The sequence below is a fragment of the Variovorax sp. PAMC26660 genome (assembly GCF_014302995.1).
Taxonomy (GTDB): Bacteria; Pseudomonadota; Gammaproteobacteria; order Burkholderiales; family Burkholderiaceae_C; genus Variovorax.
Genome location: NZ_CP060295.1, coordinates 6,074,040 through 6,089,294, shown reverse-complemented (window position 1 = coordinate 6,089,294; position 15,255 = coordinate 6,074,040). Strand labels below are relative to the sequence as shown.

The window sequence follows — 15,255 nt, the reverse complement described above, 5'->3', positions numbered from 1 at the left end:
TCGGGTTCCTTGTAGTTGTTGTACGGCCCGGTGTTCCGGGTCCGCTGTCTGTCGTCTTACTCTGCCTCGATGCCCGCCGCCTGCACCGCGCCGGCCCAGCGCTTGAGTTCCGCGCGCAGGTAGATGCCGAACTGCTCGGGCGTGGAAGACTGGAGCAGCACGCCCTGCGGCTCGAACTGGCTGCGCAGGCCTGGGTCGGCCACCGCCTTGTTGACCGCTTCATTGAGCACCTTGACGATGGCCGGCGGCGTGCCCCTGGGCACCAGCAGACCGTGCCAGGTGGGTGCATCGAAGCCCGGAATCAGCGACTCGCCCAGCGCCGGCACGCCGGGCAGCACGCTGATGCGCGCCTTGCCGGCCACGGCCAACGCGCGCACACGGCCATCGCGGATGAAAGGCAGCGACGAGTTCACGGCGTCGAGCAGGAACTGGGTCTGCCCGCTCATCAGGTCGGCCATGGCGGGTGCGGTGCCCTTGTACGGCACATGCACCGCATCGAGCTTCAGCGCCTGCAGGAACAGCGCGACACCCAGGTGCGTGACGTTGCCCTGCCCGCCCGAGCCGTAGCTGAGCTTGCCGGGCCGCGCCTTCATGTACTGCACGAACTCCTCGATGTTGGAGACCGGCAAGGTCGGGCTTGCCATGAGCACGGTCGGGATCAGCGCAGGCAGTGCCACGGGCACGAGGTCGCGCAGCGTGTCGTAAGGCAGATTCTTGTGCAGCGCCGGACTGATGGCCAGGCCTGAGGAGTGGTACAGCACCGTGTAGCCGTCCGGTGCCGAGCGGGCCACGAACTCGGTCGCGATGTTGCCGCTGGCACCGGTGCGGTTGTCGACGATCACCGGTTGCCCGAGCAGTTGCGAGAGCCTGAACCCGATGGCGCGTGCCACGACGTCGGTGGGGCCGCCGGCAGCGTAAGGCAGCACCAGCCGGATCGACTTCTGCGGCCAGGCGCCTGAATCGCCGGCTGCGCGGGCCAGCGGCATCGCTGCGAGCGCGCCCGCAGCGGCAAGGATGTGGCGGCGTTGAAAGGACATGTTCATTTCCTGGTGTCAGCCACGCGCAGCGGCACGGGCCGCTGCAGCGTCGAGAAAGGCATCGAGTGCAGCCTCGTGCGCGGCGGTGTGGTGTGCCAGCGCCTGGAAACCCGCCGACATCTCCAGCACCGTGTCGAGCCGTGCATGCTGTGCTTCGCGCAGCAGGCGCTTGGTCATGCGCAAGGCATGCGACGGATTGCTGGCGATGCGCTGCGCGAGCCGCAGCGCGGTGGGCATCAGCGCATCGGGCTCGACCACATCGGAGACCAGCCCCCATTGCAGCGCCTGCGCAGCATCGATGGGATCGCCGGTGAAGGCCATCTCGCAAGCGCGCGACATGCCGACCGCGCGGGGCAGCAGCCACGCACCGCCATCGCCCGGAATCAGGCCGAGCTTGACGAAGCTCTCGGCAAACACGGCGGTGCGAGAGGCGATGCGGATGTCGCACATGCATGCCAGGTCGCTGCCCGCGCCGTAGGCCGGCCCGTTGACGGCCGCGATGGTCGGCACTTCGAGGTTGCACAGCGCCAGCGGCAGGCGCTGGATGCCGTCGCGGTAGGCGTAGCGGCTGTGCACCGGCTCGCCCAGACCGCTGCCGACGATGTCGCGCAAGGTCTTCAGGTTGCCTCCCGACGAGAACGCCGTGCCGGCACCGGTCAGCACCACGGCGCGCACGGACAGGTCGCGGTTGACGGTGTCGCACAGCGCGATCAGCGACTCGACGGCATCCGCATCGGACAGCGCATTGCGGGTCTGCGGACGGTTCATCGTCACCACGGCGACACCGCCGTCGCGCTCGATCTTGAGGAAGTCTTCCATGTCAGTGCGCCTTCGTTTCGTTTGCAGGCTTCATGCGCATCATGCGCAGCGGCGTGTAGGTCAGGACGGTCTTGCCATGCTGGTTGAGGACCGCATTGCGGGTGCGCACGAGGCCGCATCCGGGCTTGGCGGTGGCACGACGCTCGATCACCTCGCACTCGACATGGATCGTGTCGCCCACGAAGGTCGGCGCGGCGATGTCGAGTTCGGCATTCAAAAATGCGAGCCCTGTGCCCTGCATGGACGGCGTGATCAGTCCTTCGGCGAAGGCATAGATCAGCGCGCCCGGCACCACCCGGCCCGGAATCGCCATGTGGGCCCGGTCGCTGGTGTCGGTGAACAGTTCCTCGTTCAGCCAGCTCAGGTTGATGAAGCTCACGAGGTCTGCCTCGGTCACGGTGCGGGCGCGGGAGCGAAAGCGCATGCCCGATGGCAGGTCGTCGAAATAAAAGCCGGTGTTCAGCTGGATCAAGAGGTCGCTCCGTTCGGGTCAATACGATTTGGGAAGGCCGAGCACCTTCTCGGCAATGAAGCACAGGATCAGCTGCGGGCTGATCGGCGCGATGCGCGGGATCAGCGATTCGCGCAGGTAGCGCTCGACGTGGTATTCCTTGGCGTAGCCGTAGCCGCCGTGCGTCATGACCGCGGTCTCGCAGGTCTTGTAGCCGGCCTCCGCCGCCAGGTACTTGGCCGCGTTGGCTTCGGCGCCGCAGGGCTCGCCGCGATCGAACTTTTCGGCGGCATGGAACACCATGAGGTTCGCCGCTTCCAGTTGCATCCAGCATTCGGCCAGCGGATGCTGGATGGCCTGGTTCTTTCCGATCGGGCGGTCGAACACCACGCGTTCCTTCGCGTACTGCGTGGCCCGTGCCAATGCCGCACGGCCCAGCCCCACCGCCTCGGCGCCGACGAGGATGCGCTCGGCATTCATGCCGTGCAGGATGTAGTGGAAGCCCTTGCCTTCTTCACCGATGCGGTCCTCCACCGGCACCCGCAGTCCGTCGATGAAGACCTGGTTGGTGTCCACCGCCTTGCGGCCCATCTTGTCGATCTCGCGCGTTTCCACGCGCGCACGGTCGATGGTGGTGTAGAAAAGGCTCAGGCCCTCGCTGCGGCTGCGTACATCGGCCAGGGGCGTGGTGCGCGCAAGAATCAGCATCTTCTCGACACTGCTGGCGGTGGAGATGAAGGTCTTGGCGCCGTGGATCAGGTAGTGGTCGCCGTGGCGGTCCGCACGGGTCGTCAACTGCGTGGTGTTCAGGCCGGTGTTGGGCTCGGTGACTGCGAAACAGGCGCGCTCGGTGCCCGCGATCAGCGGCGGCAGCATGCGCTGCTTCTGCGCCTCGGTACCGAACGCGATCACCGGGTTCAGCCCGAAGATGTTCATGTGCACGGCCGATGCGCCGCTCATGCCGGCCCCCGACTCCGCGATGGCCTGCATCATCACCGCGGCCTCGGCAATGCCCAGCCCCGTGCCGCCGTAGGCCGGGGGAATGCAGATGCCGAGCCAGCCGTCTTGCGCGAGCGCTTGATGCAGCTCGAAGGGGAATCCGCCGACGCGGTCTTTCTCCAGCCAGTAGTCGGCATCGAAGCGCGCGCAGGTCTTGAAGATCGACTCGCGAATCTCGCGGTGTTCGGGTGAAAGGTTCAACACCATGGGGTTTCAGCTCGCTTCGGAAATCAGTTCGGCGGGCAACAACGTGGCGCCCTGCGCAGCAAGCGCCTCGATCTGCGCCGTGCTGTAGCCGGCCTCGGCCAGCACCTCGGCGCTGTGCTCGCCGAGCCGGGGCGCCTGGCGCGACACCACGGGGGGCGAGTCAGACCACCGCGTCGGGATCGCCATGGTGCGCAGCCGCCCTTCGCTGGGGTGTTCGACGGTTTCGAAGAATCCCACGGCTGCGAGGTGCGGGTCTTCCATCAGCGACTCGAGGGTGTGCATCGGCATGACGGGGATGTCGGCGGCTTCGAGCCGTGCGGTCCAGTCGGCCGATGTGCGGGTTTTCATCACCTGGCCGACCAGTTGGTACAGCTCGCCGATGTTCTCGGTGCGCCGGCCGATGGTGCGAAAGCGCGGATCGGCCTCCATCTCCTGCGTCTTGCCGATCAGGCCGAAGAAGGTCCTCCACTGCTTGTCGTTGTAGATCAGCACGCACAGATGACCGTCCAGCGTGGCATAGGGACGGCGGTGCTCGTTGAGCAGCCGCGCATAGCCGGCAGGCCCGATGGGTGGCTCGAAGGTGTGGCCGCCCATGTGATCGCCGAGAACGAACTGCGCCATGGTCTCGAACATGGGCACGTCGATCGACTGCCCTCTGCCAGTGCGCTCGCGATGGAACAGGCCTGCCGACACCGCATTGGCCGCGCTCATGCCCACGATACGGTCCACCATCGCACTGGGAACGTAGCGCGGCACGTCGGCGCCCGCGCGCACGCTCAAGGTGGGAATCGCGGTTGCGCCCTGGATCAGGTCGTCATAGGCGGGCTTGGCCGCGTACGGCCCGTCCTGACCGTAGCCGTACACGCCGACATACAGGATGCGCGGATTGACGGCGGCAACGGCCGCGTAGTCCAGTCCCAGGCGCGCCATGGCCTGCGGTCGAACGTTGTAGATGAGCACGTCGGCATCGGCGGCCAGCCGCAACAGCGCGGCGCGGCCATCGGGCTGCTTGAGGTCCAGCACCACGCTGCGTTTGCTGCGATTGGCGTGCAGGAAGATGCCGCCCATGCCGGGGTTCCGGCCGGGCCCGATGCCGCGAACGGTGTCGCCGCCGGGTGGTTCGATCTTGATGACGTCGGCGCCGAGGTCGCCGAGGATCTGGGTGGCATAGGGCCCCATCAGCACCGAGGTCATGTCGACGATGCGCACACCTTCAAGGGGGCCGCTCATGGGGAAACCCGTTTTCTTGAAGTCGGCTGTGCTGCGCCGGGATGCAAGCGACTCACCGCATGCGCTGTCCGTGTATCCATTCGGTCTCCGTATCGTTGGAACGATGCTAGGGGGACGAAGGCTCGCCGTGAAATACCGTCTGGGTGTCGGGCGATACGCGCGCGGTATCAGTTGCTTGTTGCGTTGCGGCAAAGATCACGAGACTCCGATCTGCTGGCGCAGAGGGAGCGTGGCATCGGATATGGACGCCTACCTCAGGGCCTTCCTGGCTGGCGCCTTCGCACCTTGGCGCAGCGCGCGTTGCCGTACCGTCGAGCCCGAGCCTCGCGGCGGGCGTGCAACGACCACGTCGTGCTGGCTTGCCCGCAAGGTGAAGTCGCAGGTCTTGACGGCCAGCTCGACGATGCGCGCCAGCGCCGGACTGGCGTTGTCGCGCCGGTAGACCGCGCTATAGACCAGCGGCGGCGGCATGGGGTCGCTCTTCACGATGCGCAACAGGCCGCTCTTGATGTCCGGGCGTACATAGTCGAGTGCCTGCTGGCTGATGCCGAAGCCGCTGATCGTCAATTCGCGCAAGACGGTCGTGCTGTTCGTCAGCATGACCTTGCCGAAGCGGAATCCGTGCTCCGCGCGCCACGCCTCGTAGAACCTGTTCTTCGAGGCGCCAGCGGGCTGCTCGATCACCGGGTAGTCGGCGAACTCGTGCGGTTTCAGTGCCCGATGGGGAATGTCCAGCCGCGGACTCGCGATCCAGGCCTGATCGACCTGCCCCACCTTGATCGATTCGAAGGCCTGCCCCCAGAAGATGCCGGGCATGATGGACAGGTCCAGCTTGTTGGCTTCGAGGCGCTCGAAGAGCGTCAACCCCGCGTCCACCACCGGCTCGAGCGTGAGCTGGGGATGCAGCTTCTGGAGCAACTGAATCAGGCGTGTGAGCCAGGTCATGGCGATCAGCTCCGTCACGCCCACGCGGAAGGTGCCGCGCAGCGTTTTGTCGACACTGATGTCGTGCTGGATGCGCTGCCACAGGCGCAGGGCCTCTTCCGCGAGAGGCAGCAGTTCGCGGCCGGGCTGGGCCAACTCCAGGCCGTGGGAGGTGCGATGCAGCAAGGGGCCGCCCAGAGATTCCTCGAGTTCCGCCAGGCGCTTGGAGATGGCCGACTGCGTGGTGTGCAGCTTCACCGCCGCGGCGCTGAAGCTCTGGAGCTTGGCGCTGAAGAGAAAGGCCTCCAGCTGCTTGAAGGTGAAGTTCATAGCTGCGGAATGTACGCCGATGGGCTGCCAGGAAAAAAAGGAATACCTCGCTCCTCCGATTTCTCGTTTGTCCTGCGGCACTCCGACTTTGATACTGCGGGCATGCTTCACATCGCACCACGCCTGAATCGAATCAAACCATCCCCCAGTTCCATGGCCGGCCAGAGGGCGCGCGAACTGCGCGCGATGGGCCGGGACATCCTCGGCCTCACCGCGGGCGAGCCCGACTTCGAGACACCCGGGCACATCAAGGAAGCGGCAATCCGGGCGATGGCCGACGGCCAGACACGGTACACGGATGTGGGCGGCACGCCGATGCTGAAGGAAGCCATCGCAGGCAAGTTCCTGAATGAGAACGGGCTGTCTTACGCGCCGGGCGAGATCATCGTCGGCACCGGCGCCAAGCAGGTGATCTTCAACGCGCTGATGTGCACGGTTGCAGCGGGCGACGAAGTCATCGTGCCGGCGCCCTACTGGGTGTCCTACCCGGACATCGCCCTGCTGGCCGGGGGCGTGCCGGTCTTTGTCGACTGTCCGGCGGCGGCAGGCTTCAAGCTGCAGCCCATGGACCTGGAGCGCGCCATCACCGGCAGGACACGCTGGCTGATGCTCAACTCGCCGAACAACCCGAGCGGCGCGACCTACACGCGCAACGAACTGCAGGCACTGGCCGAGGTGCTTCGGCGCCACCCGCAGGTCTGGGTGCTGACCGACGACATCTACGAGCACCTCATCTATGGCGATGTCGAATTCGCCACCATGGCCCAGGTGGCGCCCGACCTCAAGGACCGCACGCTGACGGTGAACGGCGTTTCCAAGGCCTACGCAATGACAGGCTGGCGCATCGGCTACGGCGCAGGCCCTGCGGCGCTGATCAAGGCGATGGTCAAGCTGCAGTCGCAAAGCACCTCCGGCCCCAACTCGATCGCCCAGGCCGCAGCGGTCGCGGCGCTGACCGGGCCGCAAGACACGATTGCCTCGAACCGGCGCGAATACGAGAAGCGGCGCGACACGGTGGTTGCTGCGCTCAATGCCATCGACGGCATTCGTTGCGATGTGCCGGACGGCGCGTTCTACGTCTTCGCGTCATGCAGCGCGCTGTTCGGTCTTCGCTCGCACAAGGGTGCGGTCATCGAGAGCAGTGACGACTGGGTGATGCACTTGCTCGATTCGCAGGATCTCGCGGCGTTGCAAGGCAGCGCCTACGGCGTGCCGTCGCATTTCCGTCTCTCATTTGCCGCCAGCACCGAACAACTGCTGGAGGGTTGCCGCCGCATTGCGCGGGCGCGCGGCGAACTCTCGGGCCAAGCCATCAACCAGGAACCGCAATGAAACTTCGCCCTCTTCTCACGCTGCTGCCGGCCCTTGCCGCGGGCGCCGTCTGGCTCGGTGCCACACCGGCGCAGGCTGCAGATGCCTTCCCGTCGAAACCGGTGAAGATCCTCGTCGGCTTCTCACCGGGTGGCTCCAACGACGTGGTGGCACGCCTGATCGCCCCGAAGCTGGCCGAAGGGCTCGGACAGCAGGTCCTGGTCGAAAACCGGCCCGGCGCCGGCGGCAACATCGCGGCATCGACGATGCTCGGTGCGCCTGCGGACGGGCACACGCTGCTGATGTGCACCACGGGAACCTTGTCGATCCAGCCGCACATCTTGAAGAACATGCCCTTCGATCCCGAGAAAGACATCGCACCGGTCACCCAGGTCGTCAACGCACCCTACATGCTGCTGGTCAATGCAACCCTGCCGGTGAAGAGCGTCAAGGAACTCGTTGCCTACGCCAAGCAGAAGCCCGGGGAGATCAACTTCGCCTCTTCGGGCACGGGCACCGGCGGGCATCTTGCCGGGGAGATGCTGAAGAGCCGCGCGGGCATCGACATCGTCCACGTGGCCTACAAGGGCACCGGCCAGGCGATGACGGATCTCATTGCAGGCCAGGTTTCGATGATCTTCGACCAGCCCGTCAGCTCGATGCAGTACGCGCGCGCGGGCAAGCTGCGCGCACTGGCGGTGGCCAGCCCGCGCCGGCTCGCGGCCTTTCCGGACATTCCGACCGTAACGGAAGCTGGCGTTCCGGACTTCGACCCCGTGACCTGGGCCGGCATCTGCGCGGCAAAGAACACGCCACCAGCCGTGGTCGAGCGCATTCAGCGCGAAGTTGCCAAGGTGCTCGCGATGCCAGAGATCGCCAAGCGGCTCGCCGCCGACGGACTGGAGCCCGTGGGAAGCACCCCCGAGCAGTTCCGCGCCTTCCTGGCCGCTGACAAGCGCAAGTGGGGCCGCGTGGTGAAGGACGCCGACGTCAAGGCCGAGTAAGAAAGAGACAGACTATGAAACAGCTTCCCGATATCGTGCGCGACTTCGAGCGCGTTCCCTCCGATCTGGTCCGGCAGGCCGCGGCGTTCCAGCCTGCCATCCTTGCCGACGTGGCAGGCCGCCGGGGCGCCCTGCACGGTCGCATCCAGGCCTTGCGCCACCGGATGAAGCTGGCTGGCAGCGCGCTCACGGTCGAAGTGCGGCCGGGCGACAACCTGATGATCCACGCCGCCATCGCGCTGGCAAAGCCCGGCGACGTGCTGGTGATCGATGGCAAGGGCGACCAGAGCGCCGCCCTGATGGGCACGATCATGATGAACGCCTGCAGGCAGGTCGGTATCGCCGGCGTGGTCATCGATGGCGCGGTGCGCGACAGCGTCGAGATCGACGAGATGGACTTTCCTGTTTTCTCGATCGGCACCAATCCCAACGGCCCGACGAAGCTGGCCTCCGGGCGAATCGGACATCCGGTGTCCGTCGGCGGCGTAACCGTTCGTCCTGGCGACCTCGTTGTCGGCGATGCCGATGGCGTGGTGGTCGTCGAGCGGGAGAAGATCGAGATGCTTCTTCAGGCTGCGGAAAAGAAGGTCGAGGATGAAGCAGCGCGCATCGATGCCATCAAGAAAGGCAACACGGCGGCCAAGTGGCTGGACTCTGCGCTGCGCAACGCCGGTGTGCTGAAGGAAAACGAGAGCTTGTAAAACCAGATAGCGGAGGTCGGGCTGAGCCTCGAGAAGTCGCACAGGTTACTGCGCACCAAGCCGCGTACGTGCTGTTTGTGCCTAACATCGCCTCACTTCAGGAGACGACAAACATGCCATACGCGCAGGTCAATGGACAGAATCTCTACTACGAAGACAGCGGCGGCGACGGCCCTGCGGTTGTGTTCTCGCACGGCCTGTTGATGGATGGCAGCATGTTCGAGCCGCAGGTGGCTGCGCTGAAGTCGCACCATCGCTGCATCGTGTGGGACGAGCGCGGCCACGGCCGCACCGCTACCGATACCTGCGCGCCCTTCACGTACTACGACTCCGCGAACGACCTCGCCGCCTTGCTCGCCCATCTGGGCGTCCGGCGCGCAGTCCTTGCAGGCATGTCGCAAGGCGGCTACCTGTCGCTGCGCTGCGCGCTGACGCATCCGGCACTGGTGCGCGCCTTGATCCTGATCGACACCCAGGCGATGCTCGAGGACCCGACCCAGATGCCCCATCACCAGGCCCTCTTGGAGGACTGGACCCGCAACGGCCTCAGCGATGCCAACGCGGGCGTGATCGAAAGCATCATCCTCGGCGACGGATGGTCCGGTGCGGCAGCCTGGCGCGCCAAATGGAAGCAGACGCAAGTCGTCAACCTGCTGCAGTGCTTCACCACCCTGGCCATGCGCGACGACATCAGCGCGCGAATTCCTGAAGTGACTGTGCCTGCCCTCGTGGTTCACGGCGAAGCCGACAAGGCCATCGACCTGTCGCGCGCCATGGCCATGGTCAAGGCACTTCCCAACGTGCAGCTCGTCACCGTGCCGGGCGCCGGCCATGCGGCCAACCTGACGCATCCTGAAGTGGTCAATCCGTCGATTGCGCAATTCCTGCAGGGGCTGAACGACAGCTAAGGGCGAAGAGCGCTCGCTGTGAAGGCCTGCCGGCTCAACCCATGTGCGCACCACCATTCACATCGATCGTCGCGCCCGTGACATAAGACGAAAGCTCGGACGCGAGAAACAGGCAGGCCCCCGCGATCTCGCTCGCATGCCCCGCGCGGCGCAGCGGCCAGCCGCTGGTGGACGCGTGCTTTTCTTCGTCCGTGCGCCCGCTGCGCGAGAAGTCCGTGAGGATGAGCCCCGGCGCGATCGCGTTGGCGCGGATGCCGTCCGGCCCCAGCTCGCGCGCCATGGCACGCGTCAGCCCCAGCACGCCGGCCTTGGCAGCGCAGTAGTGCGCGCCGCCGAAGATGCCGCCGCCCTGCTGCGCCGACATCGAGGAGATGCAGACGATGCTCCCCTTGCGCTGCGCACGCATCGCCGGCAACACCGCCTGCGACAGTTGCAAGGTGCCGCGAAGCACGACATCGGTAATGAGCGCGTAGTCGTCGTCGGCAATGTCGGCCAGGCCGCGCTTTTGCGTGAGTCCGGCGTTGTTGACCAGCACGTCGATGCGGCCCTCGCCGGGCGCCCAGGCCAGTACCTGTGCAATCGCGGCTTCGCAGTCGCCGCGCTGGCGGACGTCGCAGGCGAGGCCCAGGGCCAGGCCTTCGTCGCTGCCGGCCACGTCACGCGCCGCGGCCTGCGCCCCTTCGCCGTCGAGGTCCAGCAAGACGACGCGCGCGCCATGCTCGATGAAAAGACGGGCCGTGGCCTTGCCGATGCCGCGAGGACGCCCCGCACCGGAGATGACGGCGGTGCAGCCTTGCAGCAGCCGGGACGAGGGAGTGACGGGTGCCTGCATGCCGTGTTCGCTTTCTTTTTTCAATCGAGCTTGAGGTTGGCGTCCTGCGCCACCTTCTTCCAGACCTGCACGTCGCGTGCATTGATGGCCGCCTGCTGCTCGCCCGGCACGAAATCGACCGAGATGCCAAGGTTGAGCAGCTTGGTGACCACGTCGGGCTCCTTGAGCGAGGCCTGCAGCGCGCCGGCGATCGCATCGCGCACCGGCTTGGGCACGCCGGCCGGCGCATACATCACCCAACTGAGCGTCTGGTCGAAATCGATGCCCTGCTCCTTGTAGCTGGCCACATTCGGCACGCTGGGCGAACGCTGGGTGCACACGGCCAGGGCCTTGAGCTTGCCGTCTTTCACGTACGGCGTGCCCGTGGCCATGTCGACAAGGCCGACCTGGATGTGACCACCGAGCATGTCGCCCACCAGCTTCGTGGTGCCATTGAACGGAACATGCTGCAGTTCAAGGCCCGCCTTCTGCGCCAGCACTTCACCGCAGAAATGGCCGGTCGAGCCGATGCCCCAGCTTCCGTACTGCACCGAGCCGGGCTTGGCCTTGGCGAGCGCGATGAAGTCCTTGAGGTTGTTGGCGGGGAAGTCGTTGGTCGCGAGCACCAGGATCGACGAGTTGCCGATGCGGCCGATGACGGAAAAGTCCTTCACCGGGTCGTACGGCAGCTTCGAGTACGTGGCCGGCGCCAGCACGTGCGTCGTCATGCCGCCGATCATGATCGTGTAGCCGTCGGCCGGCGCCATCGCCACCATGTGGGTGCCCAGCGTGCCCGCCGCGCCGACCTTGTTCTCCACGAAGATGCTCTGCTTGAGGCGCTTGCCCATCTGCTCGCCGAGCACGCGACCCAGCAGATCGCCGCCACCGCCGGCCGCGAACGGCAGGATCATGCGGATCGGCTTGGACGGATAGTCGCCCGCGGCCTGCGCCTGCGCGCCGGCTGGCAGCAGCGCGGCGCCCAGGCCCATCAGCAGGCCGAGGGCCAGCATCGTCTTCTTCATGGTTTGTCTCCAGGTGGTTGTCTTGTTCTGCGCGCGCGGCTGCGGCAGGTTCAGCCGAGCGACACGCCGCCGTCCACCACCAGCTCCAGGCCGGTGACGTAGGCGGACTCGTCGGACGCGAGGAACAGCGCTGCGTTGGCGATGTCCTGCGGCGAACCCTGCCGGCCCATGGGGCAGCGGGCGTCGCGCTGCTGGCGGCCGGCTTGTGCGGCGGCCGCATCCGGGTAGAGCGCCGCGGCGTGCGGCGTGTCGATGAGGCCCGCGACGATCGCGTTGCAGCGCACCTGGTGCTGTGCGTACTGCCGCGCCACCACGCGCGTCATGTGGTTCAGCGCCGCCTTCGACGTGCTGTACGACAGGAACTGCATCGGGCTCCACTTGCGGCTGGCAATCGAAGACATGTTGATGATCGAGCCGCCGCGCTGGCGGATCATGTGCGGCATGGCCTCGCGCGCGGCCAGCATCGCGCCGCGCAGGTTGATGGCGTGCACGCGGTCCCACGATTCTTCGGTGATGTCGAGCAGCTCGCCGAACTCCTCGATGCCGACATTGTTGTGCAGCACGTCGATGCGGCCATGCAGCGACAGGCAGGCGTCGACCATGGCCCGCAGTTGTTCGGCGCTCTGCACGTCGGCCACGATGGCGCTCGCCTGGCCGCCTTCGGCTTCGATGCGGCGCACGGTTTCGTGTGCGGCATCGAGCGAGCGGTCGGCGCACAGCACTCGGGCGCCTTCGCGGGCGAAGGTGATGGCGCAAGCGGCGCCGTTGCTCAGGGCCCCTGCCGGGGTGCCAGCACCAACCACGATGGCGGCCTTGCCATCGAGCCGCAGCGGCTGCGGCGAACGGGTGGCGTTGTTCATTCCGCCGTCCGCTTCGTGGGCTTGCGCAACGGCACGGCCTCGCGCGGCGCCGGGCGCGGTGCGGCCGGCGGACTGCAGGACTCGCGCAGCACCATTTGCGTGGTGATGACGATGCGCTCCGCTTCCAGGCCGTCATGCGCCGGTGCCGTGGGCAGCCGCTTGAGCATCAGCTCGGCAAGCGCGCTGCCGACCGCGTCGAAATCCCAGGTGAGCGAGGTGATGGCGGGCGAAAAAAGCTGCGACAGGTCGGTGTCGCCGACGCTGATCACGCTGGCATCGTCGGGCGCGCTCAGGCCCGAATGGCGCAGCCCCTGCAACACGCCGGCCAGCAGCCGCGTGCCGAGGCAGACGAAGGCCGTCGGCGGCTGCGGCGACGAGAGCAAGGCCAGCACTTCGCTGAACGCGAATTCCATCGCCGAGGGTTCGGCGCGAATCAAGCGTGGCTCCGGCTGCATGCCACGCTCCGCGAACGCCGCGCGAAACCCGTCGATGCGCTCGCGCCCCGGCCGCACGGCCTTGCCGGGCGTGAGCAGCGCGATGCGGGTGTGGCCCAGGTTCAGCAGGTAGCGCGTGGCCTGCAGCGCACCATGGAAATGGTCCACGTGCACGCCGCTGACGCCGGCGTTGAAGTCCCGGTCGAGCGCAACCACGGGCATGCCCTGCGCATGCAGCGTGTCCAGCAGCTCCGGGCGTTCGAGTTCGCAGGGGCCGAGGATCAGCCCGTCGACGCGGCGGCGCCGGAAGAAATCGATCATGGCGCGTTCGCGCGCGGCGTCGGAGTGCGTGTTGGCCAGCAGCAGCGCGCAGCCGTCGCGCTGCAGCCGTGCTTCCACCGCGTTGACGATGCGGGCGTAGAGCGGATTCGCCAGGTCCGACACCAGCAGGCCCACCACGCCGGTGCTGCGCGTGCGCATGCTCTGGGCGATGGCATCGGGCTCGTAGCCCAACCGGTCGGCGGCGGCCTGCACGGCGGCGATGGCCGCTGGGCTCACGCGGCCCGCACGGTTGAGCGCACGCGAGGCGGTGCCGATCGATACGCCGGCCTGTTCCGCGACGTCGCGAATGGTCGGCCGGCGGCCGGCGGCAGCGGGTGTCGGGCGCCGGGTGCTCACGATGCCGCGCCCCCGGCGTGTGGCGCCTCCTCTGGAACCTCGGCCTGCATCAGCCCCGGGGGAAAGCGCCGCGCGCCCTCTTCCAGCGGCACGCCCGTGCTGTTGAGGAAGAACGCGGCCATGTGATAGAAGCTCGACGCCAGGATCAGCTCGACGATCTGGTCGTGCGGCCAGTGCGCGCGCAGCGCCTGCCAGGTGGCATCGCCCACGGTCGAATGCGCGTGCAGCTCGTCGACCATGCGCACGATCACGCGCTCCTTCTCGGTCCACAACGCCTCGCTCAGCGGGTGGCTCACAGGGCCGAGCGTCAGCTCCAGCACCTGCGCTTCGCTCAGCCCGCAACGCTCGGCATAGATGCTCACATGCATGCCCCATTCGTACTCGGAGCGCGTGAGCGCGCCGGTGCGGATGATCGCGATCTCGCGTTCGCGCTCCGACACCGCGCCCTTGAAGAGCACCACATGCGCCATCTGCTGGAACGCGGTGGCCAGTTGCGGTTCATGCGCCAGCACAAGCCGCAGGTTCTGCGGTGACAGCCCGCCCTTGAAGGCACTGTTCCCAACCGCCTTGGCGACGGCATCGGTATAGGGCGGCGCGCGCAGGGGCATGCGCGTCGACGCCGCGAGATCGTGGGCGGTGCTTGGGAGGGCAACGGCGGAAGTGAGGGGGGCAGCAGACATGGGCTTTGAATGAAGGGCTGTAGAAACGTTTCTACAAGCACTCAGTTTGCGCCTTGTCGATGCATGGCCTCCATCCGTAAAAACCCGCTCCTGCCTTGTGAATCAACGAAGAACAATGAATGCGTAAACGTTTTTACATTCAGGAGATTTCCGTATGAGCATCCATTTCGGCGCCGCAAGGCAGGTCGGCTTCGTCGTGCGCGACATCGAGAAGGCCATGGCGCACTGGAGCACCGCACTGGGCGTCGGCCCGTGGTTCTACAAAGAGGCGGTGGGCACCACGGAATTTCGCTACTACGGGCAAGACTCGGCGCTGCCCGCGTTGTCGATCGCGCTCGCCAATTCAGGCAGCCTGCAGATCGAGCTGATCCAGCAGCGCAACGACGCGCCGTCGCTCTATCTCGACACGCTGGCGCGCAACGGGGAATGCGCGCAGCACATCGCCTACTGGACCGACGACCGCTTCGACGCGATGCACCAACAGCTTCGCGAGGCCGGCTATGTGGAGGGCCACGGCGGGCGCATGGGCACGCGCGGGCGCTTCGCGTACTTCGTTCATACGGACCTGCCCAGCGGGATGATCGAACTGTCGGAAACCACGGGCGGCAAAGGCGCCTACTTCCAGCAGATCGCAGCCGTGGCCGAGGCCTGGGACGGGCACACCGAGCCGATCCGCCGCGTGGCCGGCGCGACCGTGGACCTTGCCCGCTCTTCTCCCGCAAGCACCACCTGAGTTGCACCCACGGGTGTTGATGCCACCCTTGCCCCATCACCGAATTCACAACATTCGCAAATCGCCTCTCTCCCGTTCGCAAGTCTTCGCCCTTTCAGTCCTTCTCTCCGAAGGCC

General features: G+C 66.7%; 16 protein-coding genes. 5 read left to right on the top strand and 11 right to left on the bottom strand.

The window, feature by feature from the left end:
• Positions 1-56: 56 nt before the first annotated feature.
• From H7F35_RS28635 to H7F35_RS28610, 6 genes are all read right to left on the bottom strand, one after another.
• Positions 57-1,037 carry a tripartite tricarboxylate transporter substrate binding protein gene (locus H7F35_RS28635; RefSeq protein WP_187109897.1) on the bottom strand — a complete coding sequence of 327 codons (981 nt, stop codon included), beginning with the start codon at positions 1,035-1,037 and terminating at the stop codon, positions 57-59.
• A 15-nt stretch (positions 1,038-1,052) separates the two neighbouring features.
• Positions 1,053-1,856 carry a crotonase/enoyl-CoA hydratase family protein gene (locus H7F35_RS28630; protein ID WP_187109896.1) on the bottom strand — a complete coding sequence of 268 codons (804 nt, stop codon included), beginning with the start codon at positions 1,854-1,856 and terminating at the stop codon, positions 1,053-1,055.
• Position 1,857: 1 nt separating this feature from the next.
• The gene (locus tag H7F35_RS28625; protein ID WP_187114445.1) at positions 1,858-2,280 is read right to left on the bottom strand and encodes an acyl dehydratase; all 423 of its coding nucleotides are present in this window, start codon (positions 2,278-2,280) and stop codon (positions 1,858-1,860) included.
• Between the two features lie 66 nt (positions 2,281-2,346).
• Positions 2,347-3,513 carry an acyl-CoA dehydrogenase family protein gene (locus tag H7F35_RS28620; protein ID WP_187109895.1) on the bottom strand — a complete coding sequence of 389 codons (1,167 nt, stop codon included), beginning with the start codon at positions 3,511-3,513 and terminating at the stop codon, positions 2,347-2,349.
• A 6-nt stretch (positions 3,514-3,519) separates the two neighbouring features.
• On the bottom strand, positions 3,520-4,743 hold the full coding sequence (locus H7F35_RS28615; protein ID WP_187109894.1) for a CaiB/BaiF CoA transferase family protein: 1,224 nt from the start codon (positions 4,741-4,743) through the stop codon (positions 3,520-3,522).
• Positions 4,744-4,992: 249 nt separating this feature from the next.
• Positions 4,993-5,997 (bottom strand): LysR family transcriptional regulator, encoded by a 1,005-nt coding sequence (locus tag H7F35_RS28610; protein ID WP_187109893.1) that lies wholly within the window; start codon positions 5,995-5,997, stop codon positions 4,993-4,995.
• Between the two features lie 102 nt (positions 5,998-6,099).
• On the opposite strand from H7F35_RS28610, the gene H7F35_RS28605 reads away from it, so the two are divergent.
• The 4 genes from H7F35_RS28605 (at position 6,100) to H7F35_RS28590 (ending at position 9,921) form a co-directional block, all read left to right on the top strand.
• The gene (locus tag H7F35_RS28605; RefSeq protein WP_187109892.1) at positions 6,100-7,329 is read left to right on the top strand and encodes a pyridoxal phosphate-dependent aminotransferase; all 1,230 of its coding nucleotides are present in this window, start codon (positions 6,100-6,102) and stop codon (positions 7,327-7,329) included.
• Positions 7,326-8,312 (top strand): Bug family tripartite tricarboxylate transporter substrate binding protein, encoded by a 987-nt coding sequence (locus H7F35_RS28600; protein WP_187109891.1) that lies wholly within the window; start codon positions 7,326-7,328, stop codon positions 8,310-8,312. Before H7F35_RS28605 ends, H7F35_RS28600 begins: the two co-directional genes overlap by 4 nt.
• A gap of 14 nt (positions 8,313-8,326) precedes the next feature.
• Positions 8,327-9,013: an RraA family protein gene (locus H7F35_RS28595; RefSeq protein WP_187109890.1), complete on the top strand. Its 687-nt coding sequence runs from the start codon at positions 8,327-8,329 to the stop codon at positions 9,011-9,013.
• 113 nt (positions 9,014-9,126) lie between these two features.
• Positions 9,127-9,921 carry an alpha/beta fold hydrolase gene (locus H7F35_RS28590; RefSeq protein WP_187109889.1) on the top strand — a complete coding sequence of 265 codons (795 nt, stop codon included), beginning with the start codon at positions 9,127-9,129 and terminating at the stop codon, positions 9,919-9,921.
• Between the two features lie 34 nt (positions 9,922-9,955).
• On the opposite strand, the gene H7F35_RS28585 is transcribed toward H7F35_RS28590, so the two are convergent.
• The 5 genes from H7F35_RS28585 to H7F35_RS34920 are packed head-to-tail and all read right to left on the bottom strand — an operon-like array spanning position 9,956 to position 14,406.
• Positions 9,956-10,753: an SDR family NAD(P)-dependent oxidoreductase gene (locus H7F35_RS28585; protein WP_187114444.1), complete on the bottom strand. Its 798-nt coding sequence runs from the start codon at positions 10,751-10,753 to the stop codon at positions 9,956-9,958.
• Positions 10,754-10,773: 20 nt separating this feature from the next.
• Positions 10,774-11,754, bottom strand: a complete 981-nt coding sequence (locus H7F35_RS28580; protein ID WP_187109888.1) for a Bug family tripartite tricarboxylate transporter substrate binding protein — start codon at positions 11,752-11,754, stop codon at positions 10,774-10,776.
• Between the two features lie 50 nt (positions 11,755-11,804).
• A complete protein-coding gene (locus H7F35_RS28575) occupies positions 11,805-12,614 on the bottom strand; it encodes an SDR family NAD(P)-dependent oxidoreductase (protein WP_187109887.1) in 810 nt (269 codons plus the stop codon).
• The gene (locus H7F35_RS28570) at positions 12,611-13,726 is read right to left on the bottom strand and encodes a LacI family DNA-binding transcriptional regulator (protein ID WP_261803394.1); all 1,116 of its coding nucleotides are present in this window, start codon (positions 13,724-13,726) and stop codon (positions 12,611-12,613) included. The genes H7F35_RS28575 and H7F35_RS28570 overlap by 4 nt, the downstream gene beginning before the upstream one ends.
• Positions 13,723-14,406 (bottom strand): carboxymuconolactone decarboxylase family protein, encoded by a 684-nt coding sequence (locus tag H7F35_RS34920; RefSeq protein WP_261803393.1) that lies wholly within the window; start codon positions 14,404-14,406, stop codon positions 13,723-13,725. Before H7F35_RS34920 ends, H7F35_RS28570 begins: the two co-directional genes overlap by 4 nt.
• Before the next feature lie 154 nt (positions 14,407-14,560).
• Between H7F35_RS34920 and H7F35_RS28565 the strand changes: the two genes are divergently transcribed.
• Positions 14,561-15,139: a VOC family protein gene (locus H7F35_RS28565; protein WP_187109885.1), complete on the top strand. Its 579-nt coding sequence runs from the start codon at positions 14,561-14,563 to the stop codon at positions 15,137-15,139.
• Positions 15,140-15,255 lie beyond the last annotated feature (116 nt).